Source organism: Spirochaeta lutea, assembly GCF_000758165.1.
GTDB classification, from domain to species: Bacteria; Spirochaetota; Spirochaetia; order DSM-27196; family Salinispiraceae; genus Spirochaeta_D; species Spirochaeta_D lutea.
The window spans coordinates 70,613-89,807 of sequence record NZ_JNUP01000067.1 but is presented as its reverse complement, the minus strand read 5'-3'; the positions used below and the strand labels follow the sequence as shown (position 1 = coordinate 89,807).

General features: G+C 56.0%; 13 protein-coding genes. 11 read left to right on the top strand and 2 right to left on the bottom strand.

Annotation, left to right across the window (positions count from 1 at the left end):
* Window positions 1–17: 17 nt before the first annotated feature.
* Complete coding sequence (locus DC28_RS15765; RefSeq protein WP_193382282.1) at window positions 18–539, bottom strand: GNAT family N-acetyltransferase; 522 nt, start codon at window positions 537–539, stop codon at window positions 18–20.
* Between the two features lie 231 nt (window positions 540–770).
* On the opposite strand from DC28_RS15765, the gene tkt reads away from it, so the two are divergent.
* The 8 genes from tkt to DC28_RS11880 all read left to right on the top strand — a co-directional run bounded on the left by tkt (window position 771) and on the right by DC28_RS11880 (window position 11,736).
* The gene (tkt, locus tag DC28_RS11920) at window positions 771–2,753 is read left to right on the top strand and encodes a transketolase (RefSeq protein ID WP_037548946.1); all 1,983 of its coding nucleotides are present in this window, start codon (window positions 771–773) and stop codon (window positions 2,751–2,753) included.
* Between the two features lie 370 nt (window positions 2,754–3,123).
* Window positions 3,124–3,903 (top strand): alpha/beta fold hydrolase, encoded by a 780-nt coding sequence (locus DC28_RS11915; protein ID WP_037548944.1) that lies wholly within the window; start codon window positions 3,124–3,126, stop codon window positions 3,901–3,903.
* Window positions 3,900–4,589 carry a response regulator transcription factor gene (locus tag DC28_RS11910; protein ID WP_037548943.1) on the top strand — a complete coding sequence of 230 codons (690 nt, stop codon included), beginning with the start codon at window positions 3,900–3,902 and terminating at the stop codon, window positions 4,587–4,589. Before DC28_RS11915 ends, DC28_RS11910 begins: the two co-directional genes overlap by 4 nt.
* Entirely contained in the window at window positions 4,586–5,740 is a 1,155-nt protein-coding gene (locus tag DC28_RS11905; protein WP_037548940.1) for a sensor histidine kinase, read from the top strand. The genes DC28_RS11910 and DC28_RS11905 overlap by 4 nt, the downstream gene beginning before the upstream one ends.
* 92 nt (window positions 5,741–5,832) lie before the next feature.
* A complete protein-coding gene (locus tag DC28_RS11900; protein ID WP_037548937.1) occupies window positions 5,833–6,630 on the top strand; it encodes an ABC transporter ATP-binding protein in 798 nt (265 codons plus the stop codon).
* A complete protein-coding gene (locus DC28_RS11895; protein WP_037548935.1) occupies window positions 6,630–8,642 on the top strand; it encodes an FtsX-like permease family protein in 2,013 nt (670 codons plus the stop codon). The genes DC28_RS11900 and DC28_RS11895 overlap by 1 nt, the downstream gene beginning before the upstream one ends.
* Before the next feature lie 58 nt (window positions 8,643–8,700).
* Window positions 8,701–10,179 (top strand): hypothetical protein, encoded by a 1,479-nt coding sequence (locus DC28_RS11890; protein WP_037548933.1) that lies wholly within the window; start codon window positions 8,701–8,703, stop codon window positions 10,177–10,179.
* Window positions 10,180–10,581: 402 nt separating this feature from the next.
* Window positions 10,582–11,736 (top strand): glycosyltransferase, encoded by a 1,155-nt coding sequence (locus DC28_RS11880; RefSeq protein ID WP_037548927.1) that lies wholly within the window; start codon window positions 10,582–10,584, stop codon window positions 11,734–11,736.
* 69 nt (window positions 11,737–11,805) lie between these two features.
* On the opposite strand, the gene DC28_RS11875 is transcribed toward DC28_RS11880, so the two are convergent.
* Window positions 11,806–16,080, bottom strand: coding sequence for a PKD domain-containing protein (locus tag DC28_RS11875; protein WP_037548924.1), 4,275 nt, complete (start codon window positions 16,078–16,080; stop codon window positions 11,806–11,808).
* Between the two features lie 97 nt (window positions 16,081–16,177).
* Between DC28_RS11875 and DC28_RS11870 the strand changes: the two genes are divergently transcribed.
* The 3 genes from DC28_RS11870 (at window position 16,178) to DC28_RS11860 (ending at window position 19,194) form a co-directional block, all read left to right on the top strand.
* Window positions 16,178–16,900: an outer membrane lipoprotein-sorting protein gene (locus DC28_RS11870; RefSeq protein WP_156104674.1), complete on the top strand. Its 723-nt coding sequence runs from the start codon at window positions 16,178–16,180 to the stop codon at window positions 16,898–16,900.
* Window positions 16,901–17,318: 418 nt separating this feature from the next.
* Window positions 17,319–18,347, top strand: coding sequence for an ABC transporter ATP-binding protein (locus DC28_RS11865; RefSeq protein WP_037548919.1), 1,029 nt, complete (start codon window positions 17,319–17,321; stop codon window positions 18,345–18,347).
* The gene (locus tag DC28_RS11860) at window positions 18,322–19,194 is read left to right on the top strand and encodes an ABC transporter permease (protein WP_037548916.1); all 873 of its coding nucleotides are present in this window, start codon (window positions 18,322–18,324) and stop codon (window positions 19,192–19,194) included. Before DC28_RS11865 ends, DC28_RS11860 begins: the two co-directional genes overlap by 26 nt.
* The last annotated feature ends 1 nt before the right edge of the window (window position 19,195 follow it).

The following is a 19,195-nucleotide window of genomic DNA, read 5'->3' as shown; positions in this document are numbered from 1 at the left end:
TCATCGGCCTGGGTAGGCTACACCTCAGCCAGGGATCTTCCCATGAACAGCAGGGTGTACCCCTTGCCGGGCTTGGGGTGTTCGAAGGTAAATCCCACAGCCCGGTAGAAGCCGGGGTTTTTCGCCTCGGCGGTGGTAATCAGATGCACCCCGGGGACTCCCTCATGCTTCAAATCCCGGCAGTAGGCCTCAATGAGTTTCCGGCCGATGCCCTTACCCTGGCCCTGGGGATGCACGTTGATGTGCAGGTGGGCAGGGTAGTCGGCGAAAAATGAGGTGAACAGGTCTAGGCCCGGAAAGTCCAGGACGGACAGGGCTTGGGTGCTGTCCGGGCAGCCGAGGAGATATCCCAACACCACGCCGTCTTCCTGAGCGGTATATACCCACTGGGGGTAATGCTCAAGGTATCCTCCGGCCCAGCGGTTGTAGTAGATCTCCCGATCCCGGTCGGATTCAAAATCTGACCGCTGGGCGGTGAGCCAGAATACCTCGGTTATTCCCGGTTTGATTGCCTCTGAAAAGCCACGCTGGATAGTCATGGTAAAAGTGTAGCACCATCCCGGGGATTTGGTACAGGATATTCTCCTTCCGGGTAGCCCGAGGTATTTCGGGATGTCGGGCATGGGAATCACCTTAAATATGTACCTGAAACGTCAATATGGTATATGCATCGCCAGTTGTGTGTATTGGTTCCGGAAGTAAGGCGGATAAGATAGGACCTACAAAGGTATAGACGTTACGGATCACGCAAACATAGAAGGGGAACGACCATGGGAGAGATTCAGATAGAAGAGATCGGACGGCTGGCGGCAAATATCCGCGTACTGTCGGCGGATGCGGTTCAGAGGGCGAATTCCGGACACCCCGGCTTGCCCCTGGGGATGGCGGAGCTGGCTGCTACCCTGTATACCCGGGTGCTGCACCACTACCCCGGTGACCCCCAGTGGGCAGGACGGGACCGGTTTGTCTTGAGCGCAGGGCACGGTTCCATGCTTCTGTACTCCATTCTGCATCTCTGCGGCTATGAGCTTTCCATGGAGGAGCTGACCCAGTTCCGGCAGTACGGCTCCAAGACCCCGGGGCATCCGGAATTCGGGGTTACCCCCGGGGTTGAAACCACCACGGGCCCCCTTGGACAGGGGCTGAGCAACGCCGTGGGCATGGCCATGGAGCAGGAGCATCTGGCTGCCCGGTACAACCGGCCCGGTCACGAGATCTTCTCCTACCATACCTACGTCTTGGTCGGGGACGGTTGTATGATGGAGGGCATTACCAGCGAGGCTGCATCCCTGGCAGGCCACCTTGGTCTCGGTAGGCTCATCTGCTTCTACGATTCCAATGCAATTACCATCGAGGGTTCTACGGAGCTTGCCTTCAGCGAGTCCGTGGCGGACCGCTTCCGTGCCTACGGCTGGCAGGTCCTGGAGGCTGATCCTTACGATTCCACCTCCATCCTGCGGGCGGTTGACCAGGCTAAGGCGGTTACGACCCGGCCGAGCCTTATCGTGCTACCCTCCATCATCGGCAAGGGTGCGGAGGGCCTGGAGGGCAGCCATAAGGTTCATGGTGCTCCCCTGGGTGCCGAGGCTGTTGCAAAAATGAAAACCAAGCTGGGCTTTGATCCCGCAGGTGAGTTTCAGGTTTCTGCAAAGGTGAGTTCCCACATTCAGTCTCTTCAGGGGGGCTGGAAAGCCAGTTGGGATGATTGGAATGCCCGGTTAACCGCCTGGGCAGAGGCCTACCCTGAACTTGCCAGGGAATACCGGAGTCTTGATAGCCAAATCCCCCAGGCAGAGGTAGCCTGGCCGGATTTTGAACCAGGAAAGAGCATCGCCACCCGGAAGGCCAACGGGGCGGTAATGCAGGCTGTAGCCCAGGCCTATCCCGGTCTTTTGGGCGGCAGCGCCGACCTAAGCCCCTCCACCAATACAACCCTGACGGAATACGAGGACTTTTCCCCCCAGAACCCCCAGGGCCGGAATCTGCATTTCGGCGTCCGGGAGCACGCCATGGCCGGGATCATGAACGGTCTGGCCGCCTCGGGTCGGCTGCGCCCCTTCGGCTCAACCTTTTTAACCTTTTCCGACTATCTCCGGCCCTCCATCCGCCTGGCCGCTCTTTCAAAAATCGCACCGATTTACGTCTTCACCCACGATTCCTTCTACGTCGGTGAAGACGGCCCCACCCACCAGCCCATCGAACACATCTGTTCTCTCCGGGCGATTATAGACCATGTGTTGATCCGCCCCGGGGACGCCCAGGAATGTATTGCAGCCTGGCAGATCGCCCTGGAGATCCGGGATAAGCCGGTATCCCTGCTCATGACCCGCCAGAACCTGGAGGTCTATCCCAAACCCGAGGGCTGGTTGGAACTGGCCCGCCGGGGCGCATACCAGGTGCACCAGACAGGTTCCGGCAGCCCGGATCTTACCGTGTTGGCCACGGGGAGCGAGGTGTCTCTATCCTTGGAGTCGGCCAAACTCCTGGGGCTAAACATACGAGTGGTGTCCATCCTCAGCCTTGAGCTTGTCGGATCATGGTCTTCCCAGGAGCAGCAGGCTCTTTTCGGACCCTTGGACCGGCGGGTCGCCGTGGAAGCCAGCCGCGGCATGAGCTGGCATGCTTACATTATTCCCGGAAACACCTACGGGATTGATAGCTACTGTGCCTCTGCTCCCGGTGAGGTTGTGGCCGAAAAGATCGGTTTTACGCCCCAGGCCCTGGCGGACTGGCTGGCAGAGAGGGCAAAATAACCCGAGGCAAAATAACCGGGGCGAAATAACCGGGTATCCGGCCTTGGGGTAGCGCTGGCGGCATAACGAGGGGCAGGCGTTCCGAGAGAGCGCAATGGCCGGTACCCCTTTGATAGTGCGCAAAAGGTTGTAAACTACACCGGATATAGCGGGGTTGCCCGGATTCAGGCTCCAGAGGTAGCGTAGTGAACTGGGAAAGTTACAAGCTTTTGCGCACTAAGTACCCCTTTGCCCCGGCGACCCTATCCCTGGATCGCTTTCCGGTTTGTTCCGCTGCATAGGTGTAGTTTGCAACCTTTTTCACCCCACAAAGCCTGTCCATCCTCGATTCCGTTTACAAGCCCCGGAGCGGGGTATACTATGAAAACCCATGACCCCCTTACTCATTTTGCTCCATAACGGATTCGAAAATGCCCGGACCTGGCTGCCCCTGCTTCCCGAGCTTGCCCGGGATTTCCGTCCCCTGGCCTTCCACCGGAGGGGCTACGATCCGGGTATTCCCCTGGCTAAACCCGAACAGGACTGGGTCGTAAGTCTCCATCCCCCGGTGGATCCCGGGGACCCCCGGGCGGTAGCCCAGTCCATTCCCCAGGACACCGTGGAAGACGGAATTGAGGAGCTGGCAGAGATCGTACAGACCCATGCGGCTCCCGGGGAGCAGGTCCTGCTCTGGGGGCATTGCCTGGGAGGCGCCATTGCTCTGGGCTACGCTGCCCGGAATCCCGGCAGGGTGGGGGGGATATTCGCAGAGGCTCCCGGCCTCTACTCGGACCGGGCCCTGGCATCCAAGGCAACCTGGCTGCTCTGCGACTTTCAGGAATTGCCGGCTGCCTACCAGGACTATTTTACCGCCATGCACGGCCCGGAGCGAGCATCCATTCTCTGGCACAGTATCCGCAGCCATACCGCCAGCTACATCATGAATCCCCGGTATAGCCTGCTTAATGAGATTGCCGGGCTCAAGGTTCCGGTAACCCTTTGGCAGGGCGATCGGGACGTGTATTTTTCTCCCGAATATCTGGAACCCGTGCTCCGGGCCCTTCCCCGGGGCAGGAGTATTATCGAGCCCGGAGGACTTCACGATCTCCACGCCCAACACCCTCAACGCGCCCTGGAACTCGCCCGGATGGCCTTGGGTGGGGTGCAATGAAGTACCGTCTAGCGATTCTGGAGGATGATGGTGCCCTAGCTGAACACCTCCGGAGCCTTTTCTCGGAATACGGGTACCAGGTAGAGTGCTTTTCTCAGGCAAAGGATCTGGTTGCCCAATGTACACATCGCCAGTTCCATTTGTTTCTTCTGGATGTGAACCTTCCTGGACCGGATGGATACTGGGCATGTAATCAAATTCGGGGGCAAACCACCGCCCCTGTCCTGTTTCTTAGCTCCCGGGATTCCTCCATGGATGTGGTACATGGGCTTTCGGTGGGAGGCGATGACTATATTCCCAAGCCCTTCGAATTCCCGGTACTTCTCGCCAAGGTTCAGGCATTGCTCCGGCGAAGCTACGAGTTGGCGGAGACGGCACCGGGAATCTTATCCTGGGCGGACCTCAGGTTAAACCTTGCGGGTGACTACCTTTATCACGATTCCCATCTGGACACACCCGTCCAACTCAGCAGAAACGAGGCTCGGATACTACAAGCCCTGATGGAGGCTCAGGGCGGGGTAGTATCCCGGGATGCCCTCATTGAGGCACTCTGGAAGCGGGATGCGTATGTGGATGATAATACCCTGACAGTGAACGTTGCCCGGCTCCGGCGGCGGTTAGAACATCTGGGATACCGAGGATCTCGGGTGGAAACCTGTAAGGGCGAAGGGTACCGGTTGGTATGAAACCCTGGTTTTTTGTGGTTGCCCTGGCCGTTCTGTTTGGGCATGGACTTGGTGCTCTTTACCTCCTGCTGCTTGCAGAAACCGTCGAACTACATCCGGTATTGCTGTATGCCCCGCTCCTGAGCGGCGGCGTTTCACTCTTCGGTATAGTTCTGGCCCTTATCTTACGCTACCGGATAAACCTTCAGATCCTCCAGCGATTCAATCTCTCCCGGGCAGATGCGGCTTCGGGAAAGACCAGCAGCCCGGGAATCCTAGACCTTGTGTGTACCCCTCCGGAGAGCTTGGCCATCCGGGGATTAGAAAGACTCCAGGATGATTTCAATGCCCGAATGAACCATCAGGTCTTGGCTCACCAGGAGTACACCGCCGTCCAAGCGCGGTTAATCCATGATTTGAAGCAGCCCCTCTCCACCTTATCTCTGGGGCTCAGCAATCTGCCCCCGGAATTCAAGCAGCCCCTGGAGCAGGAGCTCATCCGGGCAATTCAAAAAAGCGATCAAGCCCTTTTTGCTCTGCGAAGCCGGAGTTTGCATGAGGACTTTCTCATTCGGCCGGTGAACCCGGAACATCTGGTGCGGGCGGCAATCCGGCGCCGGGTAAAGGAATGCATTCCTAAGTCCATCCGGGTGACTTTTTCGCAATTCCTGGATGGACTTGATTTCGCTGAAACTGAAGAGCTGAACAGCCCCCAGCTTCCGGGGTGTTTGGTGGACGCCAAGTGGTTCTCCTTTATGGTAGACCAGGTTCTCATAAACGCCGTAAAGTACAGCCCCCCGGGTCAGCCCATTGGGGTGGAAATACGGTACTCCCGCAATGCCGATACTGCCGGCATCACCGTGAGGAATACTGCACCAAATCTCACTACATCAGATCTTCCGCGCCTGGGTCGCTGGGGATACACCGGCTGGGCGGACCGCACCACCTCTGAACGGCTGTCCGAGGGAGCCAAACAGGAAATGGATCACCATGACGCCGGTGTACCCCAATCCAGCGGGATCGGCTTGTACCTCTTGAAACGTATGGCAAAGGCAATGAATATCGGCGTTACCATGACATTGGAATCCCCCCAAATCTTCCGATTAACCCTGGAGCTACCCTTAGACGGAGGATTCTACGGTGTCCATGGGCCTGCTCCGACATCCAGGTGACACAATTGTAAGATTATTCCCCGGGTTTGTAAGGATGGAGTGGGGATGTTCAAGCGTCCGGGGTGGTAGATTTCCGAGAGGAAGGAGCACCTATGGCACTAGTAGAAATTCGAGATCTCGTAAAAACGTACCGGGCAAAACAAAGCGGGGTAAGTACCCCGGCTCTTCAGGGAGTCAGTCTTGAACTGGAAAAGGGAAGCTTTACCGCCCTTATGGGACCCTCCGGGGCAGGGAAATCCACCCTGTTAAACTGCCTGGCTACCATCGACCGGGCTGACTCCGGAGAAATTCGGATCAGGAATCGGCAGGTTCATGACCTTCGGGGTAGTGAGTTGTCGGCGTTCCGTACTACAGAACTTGGTTTTATATTCCAGGAAAGCAGTTTGCTGGAGACCCTCAGCGTGGCCGAGAACATCATGTTGCCCCTGACCCTGCAATCTTCCCTGGACAAAAAAACCCGCCGCGACCGGGTCCGGCAGATCGCTGAGGATCTGGGTATCGCTGATATCCTGGACAGGTATCCAGTGGAGGTGTCTGGAGGGCAGGCCCAACGGGCTGCGGTGGCCAGAGCATTGGTAGGAAACCCGGCCCTGATTCTGGCAGATGAGCCCACCGGAGCCTTGGATTCAAAAAACGCCCGGGATCTCCTAAACCGAATACAGATTCTCAAAGATCGGTATCACTCAACCATTCTCCTGGTAACCCATGATCCCCTAGTGGCCAGCTTCGGCGATCGTGTTATCTGCATAAAGGACGGACGACTCTTCAGCGAGGTAACCCGGTCAAGCCAGCCGAGGGAAACCCTCTCCCAGGGCAGCGAGGATCTACGCCAGGTATTTTTTAACCGGATTATCGCCATGTTGACCACCTTGGAACAGGGGGTAGTCTAATGCCCAGAAATGCCAGTATAGCTGCCCTAACCTGGGCTTCCTTTAGACGCCGCATCGGACAGTACAGTACCTACGCCTTCAGCGCAGCCATAGCAATCATGGTGTATTACATATTCGCAATTGTTTTTTCCAGCCCGGAGGTTACCTCGCAGATTGACGAAAATCTCCGGTTAGAGGGGCTCTTCCGGGGATCCGCCGTTATAGTTGCCGTGTTTAGTGCGGTTTTTCTCTGGTACGGCACCATTATTTTTACCGGCCAGCGGAAGCGGGAGTTCGCCTTGTACCGCCTCCACGGGATGTCCAGACCGGTCCTATTCGGGATCATTTTAGGCGAGCAGGTTGCTGTGGGACTTCTCGCTTCGGCGATCGGTCTGGGTGGAGGCGTGTTGCTCAGCCGGTTCTTCCTCGTGATCTTTCAATCCCTTACCGGAATCCCGGGAGTCATTACCATTGGACATAGCCTCACCGGATTCTTTGAGGTAACAGCCGTCTTCCTCCCATTTTTTCTTATAGCCGGTATTCTATCATTCATCACTGCCCTCTTGACGCCGGTAAGAACCCTCTTTCATAGCCAGCGGAGCATGCAAGGCCGCCCCCGTCCCCCGAAATTCCTCTCGGTCCTCGGCGTTGGGTTGGTAACCATTGGATATGTCCTCAGTACCCGAGTTACCATGGACACCATCTTACAGCTTTTCCTTCCCGTGGTCGGTATAACTATAGTGGGAACCTTTCTCGTCTTTCAGGGTATCCATGTCGCCCTGGCTTCCTGGTACCGCCGCAGGGGGAATACTCTAGGGGATCCCGTGCTGATAAGCGCTGGGGGAAACCTCATGTTTCGCCGTAAAAATTACGGTCTGGTGTTGGCTACCGTCGCAGTCATGAATGCCATCGCTATTACCGGTATCGGGGTGCTGCTGGTCTTCTACAGCGATGCTACCTCGGTGCGGGAACAGATGACAAGGCTCTCTCAGGTTGACATAGCCTTTGAGATTTCTGGGGATTCCGATGTTCCCGGGCCTCAGGAAATTCCCGAGACTGCCATGCAGCCGAACCTATCCACTCAAATCCTGGAATTCTCCTCTCCCGCAAGCCAATTCCCAGACAGCCCGGAATCCGCTGCCTGGATCGTTTCCCGCAGTCAGATTGAAAACCTTCTCTCGGTTCAAGGCGGCACGCTTCCTCCCATCCCTCGAGGCACCCTGTTGTTCTATACACGGCCCCCATCCGATCAGCCTGCCTCCCCGGGAACCCTGCCGCCCGAGGTCCTGGGACGGGTTCAAAGGTTCATTGAAACCCTGGCATGGCAGGATGCGCTTCCCCTAGACCCCTCCATGGTTATAACCAAACAACTCTTACCTCAATGGATTCTCGGGTCTACCCTGGCGGTTATGTCAGATGCCGATTACCAGGTTCTGACGGAGAACGGGTTTTTTCGAACAAACAAGTATGTTGCTACAATCCAGGCCGTTCCAGCAGGTGCCGCGGCAGTACAGACGGGAGAAGACCCCGAGGGAATCAAGGCTCTGCGGAAGGTGGACCGGGTCATGGAGCAACGGTTCTCCCAGGAGTGGATTGATGGGGAGTACTTCTCCCTGAGTCTTGGGATGGATGAGTTCTACCGGTATGTGGGCCTGTATTTTTTTATCATACTGTTTATGGCCCTGGTGGTGTTTGCAGGAAATGCAGGGTTAGTGTTCTTCCGGAGCATAACCGATGCCTACACCGCCCGACATCGCTTCATTCTCATGCAGAAAATCGGCGTTTCTGTATCCCAGATACGGGCTATTGTTAGGGCGGAAATAATACCGGGATTCTACCTGCCCCTCCTGGTAGGGGGTGTTCATACCGCCTTCGCTCTTCGGGTGTTAGAGTCTGTTCTGGGCCTCTCGGTCTGGGGAGCCTTTATCGGCCTTTCACTGGGGTATGTAGTGCTTTTCGGCATCTGTGCCCTGGCAGCCTCCCGGGTGTACCAAACCATCGTCCTTCCCCAGGAGAAAATCCCTGGCGCGTAAATCCCGCCAAAAAGAAAAAGAATGGCAGTTCCGGATCAAGGCTGATACAATCACAGCCATGAAAACCCCGGGACTGCCCCCTTTTTTTAGCGAACTCCTCCGTTCCTTGATCACCGGTTTCCGCGTACCACCCCTGGTGGTATTACTTCTCATAGGGCTCATGGCAGCCCATCACCTCCCCGGTCAAACCAGTCTGAGCCCCCGCCTGTGGGCTTCCGGTGAGCTCTTTTCCCCGGTGCCTAATCCGAAAATTCCCGTCGAGGATCAAGCCGAAACCGATCCCACGGTGCTCTATCCCCGGGCGGGACTCGACGTCGATCTGCTCGGCTACTCGGATTTCGCCAGCTTCGAAGCCAGGCTTACCGCGCAAGTTCCCATTCTTCAGTACAATCCGGTAAATAACAAGGTTACCTACCAAGGCTCAACCATGCCCCAGCTTAGCCTGTCCCGAACCCTTGGAACCCTTTTTCTAGGTGATTTTACTGCCTTCTGGCTCGAATACGGTCAGGATTCGGGGTTTTATAGCTCCGGTACCCAACCGGCTGTTCATAATAAGTACACCGACATCACCCGCCAGGGCATGGATGCCCTACTGTCCGGGAACGCCGAGACACTTTTCCCCCGGCTCCGTATCGGTACCGATCTGTACCATGGCCCCCTGACCGTCAGGCTCTGGGTGGATCCCCTGCGCCCCCCGGCTTTCCGGCCTTCCATCGATTCGCCCTGGTACCCTGCCGACCAGTTTGATAGGTATCGGGAGGAATTCGATGCACCGAATCTATTAGTCGTGTACCAACCCGAACCTGAGTTCCATGACCAGGAATACTCCTACAGCGATCCCCGGATTCATTCCGATGATCTTTCCTTCGGACTGGACCTGTCCACCCGGTACCGGGATCTGGAATGGTTCCTCAGGTGGTATTCCGGCTGGAACAACCGTTTTCAGTACCGTCCGGCTCTGGATATCTCAAACCCAAACCAGCCCAAGGTGAACCTGACCCAATACCTTCACCGCGCTGATTTTATCGACACCGGATTCCGTCTTACCCATGGCGCGCTCCAGGTGTACTGGGAGGGATCCATGAGCCCCAATGCCTTACGGGTATCCGAGCCGGTACTTGATGAAACCCTCCTTCGCTTGGAAACCGAGGTTGTGCAAGCAGCCCAGTTAACCCATGCGGGCGGATTCCTTTGGAACACCCCCTGGCCCGGATTCTGGATTACCGGGGAACTAGGGCTATTCCACTATTTCGGCGACCCCGAGCAGGTTGATATACCTGATTTCTCCCGTACCCTCATGATTGCCGCGGACTACACCTCTCCCCGGGGATTCATCATGCGGGCCGGCAGCTTGTATGATCTTACCCGCTACCCCGAGGTACAGGGAGCCGCAGCCCTAGCCCAGATCGGCTACACCGGCCCAGAAGGGCTCGAGGTGCTTCTCTCCATTCCCTTCATCTTTGCCCATGACGCCCATCCCCTGGCATACTATTCCCGGTTTTTCACAGCCCGGCTGGATATTGCATTGGTGTTATAATCATAATCCGGTGCCCGAAGCCAAAAACCCGTCCCGGTGGAAATCCCGGGTTCCCGAGCTGGGGTGCCTGCCTATTGCACTAATCGGTGCAAATTCCCGCCGGTTGCCCTATTACCCCCGAAAATCGGAAAAAGCCGCTGTTTTTTTTGAAATCATCAGATTTTAACCGAACACTGGTATACCAATAGAGAATCGGGGTAACATCCCGGTCCCGGCGTATTGTTACAAGCAACAATCCGGGGAACCCAGTTCCATGGGATCGGGATAATTCTATTTGACCCCGATCTTGCATTGGTACTATCTTTTGTCCATTGAGATGATCGGGATGGTACATTCCCGTACACCCGGTGATCTGCAATACCAACCAGAATTCCCTTCGGGGAATAGGGTCTCGAGGATACCATGAAAAAAAAGATCATTTTCGCGATGATCGAGGCGGGCGGCGGCCATAAGAGTACCGCCCTGGCAATTGCTGAGAGCTTACAGCTTCAGAGTCAAGATACTTACGATATACAGGTACTGGATTTCGCCCGGGCGGTGGGTGCTCTGCATTTTGATGCCGAACATAAAAAGATGTGGCAGAACATGCTTCGTAAACCCCTGCTTACCCGGGTCGGCTACGCCCTTCAGGATTTTTTCGGAGCCATCATGCGCTTCGGCGTCCTGAAATGGGCCGAGCAGTTCGTGGATGCTGCGGAGAAGTGGTTCCTGGAGAACCCCGTGGATATGTTCGTGGCCACCCATTTTCTGAATGCAGCCGTGGCGATCGAGGCCAAACGCCGGAATCCCGATCTGACCTTCCCCATCGTGCATTTTTTTGTCGAACCCTTCCACCTGACCTCCACCGGGTTCTGGCCCGAGGTTGATCTCATGGTGGTAGGTTCCGAACGTGTCCGGGACCGCGCCGTACATCGGGGTATGAGCGCTGATCAGGTGATTCTGGCCGGCTATCCGGTCCGCCCCAGTTTTTTTGATATTCCCGGTGATTTGACTGCTCTTAAGAAGGATCTGGGCATCCAGGATACCAAACCGACCCTGATCATCAGCTCCGGTGCAGAAGGGCAGGGCAAGCTCCGGGCCTTTGCCAAAGCCCTGGTTAAGGCAGACCTTCCCCTGAACGCCCTGGTAATCTGTGCGAAAAATGAGGAGCTGAAGGCCGAGTTGCACACCTGGCAGCCGTCCTGTCGAACCCTGAACCTCATACCCCTGGGATTCGTATCCAATATGAACGAGCTAATAGCAGTCTCGGATGTGGTGGCTGCCAAGGCAGGACCGGCCAGTGTGTTTGAAGCGGTCTTTCTTAAAAAACCCGTCTTTCTCTTTGACTTCGTAGCCGGCCACGAATGGGAGAACATCCGCTTTGTTCAGCGCCAGAAGGTAGGCTGGTTCACCCCCTCACCCCGGGGTTTTGTCCGTCACCTCAAAAAGATCCTAAAAAACCCCCACATCCTGGACGATGCTAAAACCCGCCTGGAGGCCATGGAGTTCAAAAACGCCTCCCACGCCATCGCCCGAATCCTCCAGGACTACCTGCAAAAAACCATCTTTACCCCGTGATGCGCTAAAAAAAGCCCGGGGCCAAAACCCCGGGCTTAGAATTACTGACGTTATATCAGCACTATCTGCCTATTCCTCAAAGCCGTAGGCATCGGTTCTTAGGTAGTCATCCAAGTCATCCGCAACGGGATAGGGATACCCGCCGAATACCGTATACTCCTCGGCATGAACCCCCAGGGTTCGATAGTATGCCTCATCCCAGTCGCCTTCATAGGTTTGTGGAAAATCGGTGTAAAACTGCAGATTTACAGATCGATACCCCATATTGACCACTGCGCTTGCCCCTTCCAGGGTTATTGCATGGGCATACACTTCGGAAGCAGAGCTTGCGTGTACGAGAGTGATGCCCATATCTTCTACCCAGGTTGCATCACCGAGGTTGGGCAGCTTGTCGATAATGTACTGGTAGTTGGGGGATGTCTCAGGGGGCAGTACCAGGGTAATGGCCTCGGCGGGCAATGACATATCCAGATCGTCCCACTGTACGGGTAGTTCCCCCCAGTAGCCCGTATCAGAGGTCAACAAGGTGTTCATGTAGGGCTGAATACTCGAGGGAGACCCGCTGAAGTAGGGGGTGGTGGTTCCCAGATCGGGGACCCAAGCCGTGGATGTTGAAATTTTCCATACGACCGAAGGATCGAAACTGTACTCCGTACCTAGTTCTGTAGTTGCGATGGTATGCTCTACTTCAATCGGCGTTTCAGAATTGAATATCTCCCATTGATACCGGATTGTAGCGGTGTTCTGACCCCGGGGAATTACCACCAGCTCTGCCTGGCCGTTCTCAATCATCCCCATGGCGTCATTAATACTGTAGTTGGAGCTGTTGAGTATCTCATACCGCCCGCCTGCATATCCGTCGAGTCCGGAGAGGGATAGGTAGGCAGCTAGATCGGTGAAGCGTCCGGAGTCATCAAATCCGGCGAGAACTACCCGTTGGGGGAGCGTTCTCGGGGAGAGGAAGTAGCTGCCCGTGGATCGGTAACGATCTATGCCGACTTTAAACTCTTCACCCTGGGGGGTCATACTGTTCCCAGTTGAAGAATCCGAGCTCCAGGAATAGATCCGGATCTTTCCGTTTTCTTGAACAACGTACTGACTGCCTTCAGGTAGGGACGGATCTACAAAGTCACCATAGGTTAGGGCTCCCCCGAAACTTGCGTCGGGCATCCGGGTGTAGTAGCTCTTGGCAGGATCAAAGGTCCCGGTTTCTTGGATCCAGGTTTGGCTACCCTCATCGAAGGTGTAGAAGAGGGGTTCAAGGTTCACATCCAGCTCGAAGAAGGCCGACAGGCCGCTGAAGGGTGCCTCAAAGTATTTCCCCGGAAAGATGTAGGGGGTGTGTAAAAAAGTATACTCAGATCCACCGGTTACTGATCCGTCGGAATCATAAAAAGTACCTGTCGAGGTAGCCCATTCAGGAGCGGTTGGCCAGTTGCTTTCATCGGCGTAGTAGCTGTAGGCCGCCGTCTCTCCCCTGGGGAGGCTGTACACGGTACTTTCGCTCGTATAATACTCCCCGGTTTCCCAGTCCTGGGATTTCCAGCTGTAATCCTCGAAGGATGTGAACAGTTCCGCAGGTACTGCTAGTCCGGTATCGGGATTCACAAGGCTGGCAGCTACCTTCTTACCCAGGATGGAGTGGCTGGTAAACATATTCGTGAAGTCCTGGGGGGTGTATGTTGAGTCAATCATGCTCAAGAACACCGAGTCGGGTTGCACGGTGTAGGCATCCCCGTCGGCCGAGCTGCGTTGAGCCAAGGCCGCCATGGCTGATTCAACCTTTTGGAAGGCTGAGACGAGAAGGTTCTTCGCCAGGGCAAGATCCGCTAACCCGGTGGAACTCAGGGTAAAGGACTCGGCGGTAAAGGGGCTCTGTCCGATGGAATCCAGGTAATCGTAGGGGTCCGGAGCCTGGCTCCCCTCGGGCAGGATGAACTGTTCCTGTTCGGCACGGAAGTAATCCAGGTATGCCTGGTAGGCTGAACGGTTGATGCCGAGCCTGTATGCTCTGGTCATGGTAACCATGCTATTGAGGATCTCCAGCTGGGCCTGGAGCAGCTGCAGTTCGGGGATGCCCAGGACAAAGTCCATGGGGGTCTGCCCGTCCATGGATGGCCAGCCCGAGTTCAGGGCCTCATCGGCGGTGGCAAAAACCCAGTCGTAGCTGATGGCGATGGTGTAGGCAGGATTGTCAGCCAGTTGATCGGTGGAGAAGCTGTCCAGTGTCTCGGTAACTGCTGCCAGGGTAGTTCCCAAGGCCTTGGATAGAGAACTAACAGCTGCGGTGGGCATGGAGTTGGACCGGGCGTTCTTCAGGAAGGCGATGAACTGTTCTTCGAAGTCCACTACACCATCCCCGTCCAGATCGGACTGGCCGTCGATGGCGAAACCTGTTATCGGATTTGCCATGGTGGCAGCTTCAAAAACAACCGTTTTTACATACCCGGTCAGTCCGGCCATGGTTGTGGGATAGTTCTGCACCCCGAACTGCTCTAGAAGTTCCTGGGTATTGGGATCCACAAACACCGTGGTCAGGGTTAGCAGGGCCTTGAGGGCTGCGGCTTTACCGACCTCGGGATTGGTAATTAGGAGGGAATCCAGCTCGCTCAGGGCGGCGGCGATATCGGGGAATACCCACGTATCCTGGGATTCTCCTGAAACATTGTACCGGAGGTGTCCGATAATGCTGTCCCAGGCCTGATCGATACCAGTTTCATCCAAGGGTGAGGGATTCGGATCCTCTGCAACAGAAAATGATGTGGAGGCGTACACCGGATCAGCCATTCCGTCGGTGACCATGAGCTGGAGGGTGTAGGTTCCCTCCTTGGTAGCCAGGAAGGATACGCTTCCCCCGTCGGGGTAGCTCAGAACCGGCGGTACAACCCCCGGATAGGCAGTCAGACTCCAGCGGACCTGAAGGTCGTTCCCGTCTACATCTGAAATAGTGGCGCTCACAGAAACAGTCTCGCCGGTTATAAATTGGGCCGAGGGGGGTGTGATACTCACCGTAGGAGCATGGTTTTGGGCCAATGCAACCCCGCTGTTTACACTCTCCACCAGAAGGGTATCTAGGGAGTCTGTATTAATGGTGGGATCGGCTTCCTTCAACGCTGTTTTTGCTGCTTCCACTAGGTCGGTTACCGGGACGTTGATGACCTTGGATACAGCCTCGGAAACCTTGGTGGAAACCGTCTGGGATATATCTGATAGGGACTCACCGATGGCACCGGGTTCTTCAGCGATAACAGTGGCCACTGCGGCAATGGTGGTTTTCAAAATAGTCTGGGCGGTGGTGGAGGTATTGGCCATGACCTCGGAGATACCCGATGCAACCTGGCCGATTATTTCCTGGGTACTTATCAGGATGTTCTGTCGTCCTCCCGCCCGGGAGATGGCCGCAGAGCCGGAAGCGGCTCCCTTGGCAATTTCCGAGGTAACCGAATCAGTTGGAACCCCAGTAAAATTCTGGTTTCCTCTGCTGGCGCCCCGAGAAATGGCCTTGACCAGGAGGCCGTTTTGTTTGCCGTCGGTTTCCAGGTCGCTGTTATCGATGGATCCTACAGCAGCGCTGGCTGCCCGTACTGTTTGCTTGATGAGTTTTTGAACCTGTCCGGGACTCGCGTTGTTGGAGATGGCTGCAATTCCCTCTAACATTCCCTGAGCAAGATTCTCTACTACTTCCTGCATTTGGGCTGTGTTCAGGGCCAGACCGTTGTCGCCCAGAATGGTAACCATGCCGTCGGAGGCTTGGGCGGCCGCCCGTTCTTCAGCAGCATCGTCCAGAGGGAGGGTATTCAGGCTGGCATGAACTTTCTTTGCAATCTCTTTGAAGAGGTTGTTTAGGTCCCCAGTGATGGCCCGCATAGGAGGGCGGACTGCAGCGGCTGAACGGCTGCCAATCCGGTTCCCCAGAAAATTCGATGGTTCAAGGGCTGCCGCTACCATACTGTTTTCCGCAATAATGCCGTGGGCGGCTTCTATAGCGGATTGGCCAGCCCCGAGGCTATTCGAACCCAGTCCCTGGCTGCCTAATATGGCATCCAAGGCCGTGGGAATGACCAGATCCGGATCGTTGCTTCCGGATAGATCCTCAGAAAGCAAAGCTGCTTGACCTGCCTCAGAAAGAACAGAAACCTGGGCTTCCGTAAGGGTAGGGGTCAGATTTTGGGTCAGAGTCTTAACCACCTGAGCCTGGTAGGCTGTTAGACTTGGCTCTGTTGGATTTTCGGTAGGATCCTCGGTGGGATCGGGTTCTGGGAATGGCTCCAGCGGGCAGGCGGTAAAGACCAGCGCCAAAGCAATGAATAAGAATGAGAGTACTACTGAAGTTCTTCTGTTCATTCTTAGCTCCTTGTGTAGAATGTGTAATACCAGCGAGGGTATAATATTTGAGTATACCACAGCCTGTTGGTTATTGTAGAGATTTAGGAGCAATAATGTGAAAAAATTATTATTAGTAATGATTACTATTTTAATAGTCTATGGCGCCTTAGGGTATTCCCAGGAAGCGCTTTTTGGTACGAGACCGTTTATCCAGCTCTCTATTGAATTCTCCACCATGGAAGCGGGGAGGGAGACCAATCGCACCGTAGTGCTGTACAGCAGAACCGAGGCAGGAATAACGGATGTATACACCCGGGTAGAAAACCCAACCTTTCTCCGTAATCTGCAGTTCCTCAGCCTCGGTCGCCAGGCTGGGCAGCCCGAGCAATGGGTCAGGACAAGTTCGGGGTTGCGACGACTGCCTCAAAGCTCCCAGGGTGAGGCGCTTTTTAGCTCTGCAGTGGAGAATACGGACATCATTCTTCCCGTTCTGAATCCTGTACCCAAGGAATCAGCCGCTCTGCCCCCGGAGTTTTCTCACTTGCAGACGTACCAGGCTGAGAGCTTCAAGTTCTTCGAATCCCCGGACGGTCTGCGCCGGTATTATAAGGGAGAGCAGTCGGGGCTAATCTATGGATTCGATGTGTATGAGTCCTCGGGTAACCGGGTTAAAACCTACCGGGTTCAGGAAATCCAGGTCGTCCAGGGGGAGGTGTTACCCAGCAATGCTATTATGGAGGATACCCGATCCCGGAGGACTACCCGGCTGACCGTGGAAGAAGTTTCGTTCCCTGGAGTCATACCCGCCAGGTTTTTTAATCCCCAAGCCCTTCGGTAACGGCGGGGCACAAAAGGCTGTAGCGATGCCCTAGAGCAACACTACTCCAGGGTCCGGAGAGCAGAAGAACTTGGTAACTCTTGGGAAGTGAGGACCTTTTGCACACTATCTTCGTAACTATTAGGTCGTCCACCCTTGCAAAAACCTCCACCATGGGCTATTCTCCCGATAAGCTGAATGCGAGAGGGCGCCTAGGGTTCCTGGTTTTGCCATAGGGGTGAAACTGAACGGTCCGAGCGGTGCCAACCGTCCGTCGGGCGGTACACCCCTGGGAGAAAAGCCCGGGGAGGGAGTCTCGTTCTTACGGGTCTCCCTGGCGAAGGGGTTTGAGGCGTTACAATCGCCCTCCTCAGGCTGGAATCGCGCCGCGCATCTACAGCTCCTTCCCCCGGGAGGCCCCGTTTGAAGAGGGGGCCCCATGGATCATATCCACGAAGCGGCAATTCAAATTCATCAGTTAACTAAAACCTACCGGACACGGGTTCCGCCCAAAGGGGCTGCAGCCCAGGTGCGGGGTCTATTTAAGCCCGAGTACCGGGAGGTGAGGGCGGTGCGGGGTATCGACCTGGAGATTCCCCGGGGAGAGTTTCTGGCATTTCTGGGGCCCAACGGCGCCGGGAAATCCACCACAATTAAAATGCTCACGGGCATCCTCCGGCCCAGCGGGGGGGATATTCGAGTATTGGGCTTGGATCCCCAGTGTCAGCGGATGCAGCTTGCCTTCCGGATCGGCTCGGTATTCGGCCAGAAGAGCCAGCTCTGGTACCACCTGCCTGCCTCGGACAGCTTCGAGCTCCTGGGGGCTGTGTACGAGGTGGAGCCCAAGGTGCTTGCCAGGCGGATCGGAGAGCTGCGGGAGGTTTTTGACCTGGGTGATTTTATTGATACCCCGGTACGGAAACTCAGTTTGGGCCAGCGGCTGCGCTGCGAAATCGCTGCAAGCCTTATCCATCAGCCCGAGATCCTCTTTTTAGACGAGCCCACTATCGGCTTGGATGTGGTGGTGAAGCAGGAAATCAGAACCCTCTTATCCACCCTGAACAAGGAACACAATACCACCATTCTTTTAACCAGCCACGATATCGGAGATATGGAAAAAATCTGCCGCCGGGCGGTTATTATCCATCACGGTACCATCATCATCGATGAGAGCATCAAAACCCTGAAGCACCAGACCATGGGTAAAAAGATCGTCGGGGTACGCTATTCCCGACCCCTGGATATCCGGGTACCCGGCCTCGAGGCGGTGAAACGTACCGAATCCAGTGCGCGGTTTGAGGTCGATACCCGCCGGATTCCCGTTCGTGACGTGGTGGGGCATCTGACCGCCCTGGGGCCTGTGGAAGACATCACCATTGAAGATGAACCCCTGGAGACCCTGATTGCCGATATTTACCGGAGCCGGAACGAGGAGGAAGGCCATGCAGCCCTTACGCGGCCTCTCTAAATTGGCAAAATATAACAAGGTAGGCCTGGTGAGTCTGAAAAACACTCTGATGTATCCCGGGGAGTTCTTTGGGCCCGGGATCACCTTTGCCATCTTTGTATTCGTCTTCAGTCAGCTCTACGGTGCTGCGGTTCCCCCCGGTGAGTCCCTGGCGGGATACACCCGGTATAGTCTGGTTTGGTACTTCCTGGCTGCGGAGCTGGCGGTGTTCGGCTTCGGGCGGATGTTTTTTACCCAGGCTCAGGAGGTTAAATCCGGCCAGATTGCCTATGCCTTGGGGCGACCCTACAGCTATCTGGGCTACCAGGCTGCCCAGCTCCTGGTGCCTGCTATGGTCCAGGTCTTGTACTTGGCAGTCCTGGGGGTGGTCATTGCCCTGGGCATAACGGGACTGCAGTTTGGAACTCCGGGGCTGGTCGCAGTCTCCGACTGCTGCTCGCCCATGCATCCAGGGCTGGTCTGGCTTGCTAAGGGCGGGTTTACGGCTGCGGCCCTGGTCTTATCCGGGTTCGTCGCCTTTTTTAGCCAGACTGCCCTGGGGCTCACGGCCTTTTGGCTGGAGGAGAACCGGGCCTTCTATTGGATCTATCAGAAGCTCGCGTTGATCCTGGGAACCCTGGTGCCCCTGGAGTTTCTGCCCCAATGGCTGTCCCAGGCTGCCTGGTGGACACCCTTCCCGGCTATGGCCTATGTGCCGGGCTGGGCGTTGGGAGTGTACCAGCCGGGAATGGAGGAGCGGATGCTGGGGCTCTTGGCAGCTCAGGCGGGATGGGTTGTGGTTTCGGGGCTGATCTGTCTGGGCCTGTTCCGGGCGGGCAGCCGGCGGGTTGCATTAAACGGAGGATAGC

Bases quoted from the DNA above. Each gene is read 5' to 3' on its own strand.
- DC28_RS15765 (WP_193382282.1), bottom strand. From the start codon at position 539: ATGACTATCCAGCGTGGCTTTTCAGAGGCAATCAAACCGGGAATAACC.
- tkt (WP_037548946.1), top strand. From the start codon at position 771: ATGGGAGAGATTCAGATAGAAGAGATCGGACGGCTGGCGGCAAATATC.
- DC28_RS11915 (WP_037548944.1), top strand. From the start codon at position 3,124: ATGACCCCCTTACTCATTTTGCTCCATAACGGATTCGAAAATGCCCGG.
- DC28_RS11910 (WP_037548943.1), top strand. From the start codon at position 3,900: ATGAAGTACCGTCTAGCGATTCTGGAGGATGATGGTGCCCTAGCTGAA.
- DC28_RS11905 (WP_037548940.1), top strand. From the start codon at position 4,586: ATGAAACCCTGGTTTTTTGTGGTTGCCCTGGCCGTTCTGTTTGGGCAT.
- DC28_RS11900 (WP_037548937.1), top strand. From the start codon at position 5,833: ATGGCACTAGTAGAAATTCGAGATCTCGTAAAAACGTACCGGGCAAAA.
- DC28_RS11895 (WP_037548935.1), top strand. From the start codon at position 6,630: ATGCCCAGAAATGCCAGTATAGCTGCCCTAACCTGGGCTTCCTTTAGA.
- DC28_RS11890 (WP_037548933.1), top strand. From the start codon at position 8,701: ATGAAAACCCCGGGACTGCCCCCTTTTTTTAGCGAACTCCTCCGTTCC.
- DC28_RS11880 (WP_037548927.1), top strand. From the start codon at position 10,582: ATGAAAAAAAAGATCATTTTCGCGATGATCGAGGCGGGCGGCGGCCAT.
- DC28_RS11875 (WP_037548924.1), bottom strand. From the start codon at position 16,080: ATGAACAGAAGAACTTCAGTAGTACTCTCATTCTTATTCATTGCTTTG.
- DC28_RS11865 (WP_037548919.1), top strand. From the start codon at position 17,319: ATGGATCATATCCACGAAGCGGCAATTCAAATTCATCAGTTAACTAAA.
- DC28_RS11860 (WP_037548916.1), top strand. From the start codon at position 18,322: ATGCAGCCCTTACGCGGCCTCTCTAAATTGGCAAAATATAACAAGGTA.